Origin of the sequence: Citrobacter sp. R4 (genome assembly GCF_026719175.1) — a bacterium.
Taxonomy (GTDB): Bacteria; Pseudomonadota; Gammaproteobacteria; order Enterobacterales; family Enterobacteriaceae; genus Citrobacter_A; species Citrobacter_A sedlakii.
The window spans coordinates 1-1,001 of record NZ_JAPPSU010000052.1 but is presented as its reverse complement, the minus strand read 5'-3'; the positions used below and the strand labels follow the sequence as shown (position 1 = coordinate 1,001).

Below are 1,001 nucleotides of genomic sequence, written 5' to 3'. Positions count from 1 at the left end.
ACAACCATTTTGATGTTGTCGCCCGGCATTACCATCTCTACGCCTTCCGGCAGTTCGATGGTGCCAGTCACGTCAGTTGTACGGAAGTAGAACTGCGGACGGTAGCCTTTGAAGAACGGAGTATGACGGCCGCCTTCGTCTTTGGACAGAATATACACTTCAGATTCGAACTTGGTGTGCGGCTTGATGGTGCCCGGCTTCGCCAGTACCTGACCACGTTCGATTTCTTCACGTTTGATACCACGCAGCAGAACACCTACGTTCTCACCCGCACGGCCTTCGTCCAGCAGTTTGCGGAACATTTCAACGCCAGTACAGGTAGACTTCGCAGTCTCTTTGATACCAACGATTTCAACTTCTTCGCCCACTTTGATGATACCGCGCTCTACACGACCGGTAACAACGGTACCACGACCGGAGATGGAGAATACGTCTTCGATCGGCAGCAGGAACGGCTTGTCAATCGCACGCTCTGGTTCCGGAATGTAAGAATCCAGGAAGCCAGCCAGTTCGATGATTTTCGCTTCCCACTCCGCGTCGCCTTCCAGCGCTTTCAGAGCTGAACCACGAACGATCGGCGTGTCGTCGCCCGGGAAATCGTACTGAGACAGCAGTTCACGCACTTCCATCTCTACCAGTTCCAGCAGCTCTTCGTCATCAACCATGTCGCATTTGTTCAGGAACACGATGATGTACGGAACGCCTACCTGACGACCCAGCAGGATGTGCTCACGGGTCTGCGGCATCGGGCCGTCAGTCGCGGCAACAACCAGGATCGCGCCGTCCATCTGCGCAGCACCGGTGATCATGTTTTTAACATAGTCGGCGTGGCCCGGGCAGTCTACGTGTGCGTAGTGACGGGTCGGGGTATCGTATTCAACGTGAGAGGTGTTGATGGTGATACCACGCGCTTTTTCTTCCGGCGCGTTATCGATCTGGTCGAATGCGCGAGCAGCACCGCCGTAGGTTTTAGCCAGTACGGTAGTGATTGCAGCGGTCAG

1 protein-coding gene is annotated in these 1,001 nt (G+C 54.9%); it reads right to left on the bottom strand.

Features of this window, described 5'->3' with window-relative positions:
* The coding region (gene tuf, locus OOJ60_RS24500) for an elongation factor Tu (protein WP_205613307.1) at positions 1 to 1,001 on the bottom strand (1,001 nt) is incomplete at both ends.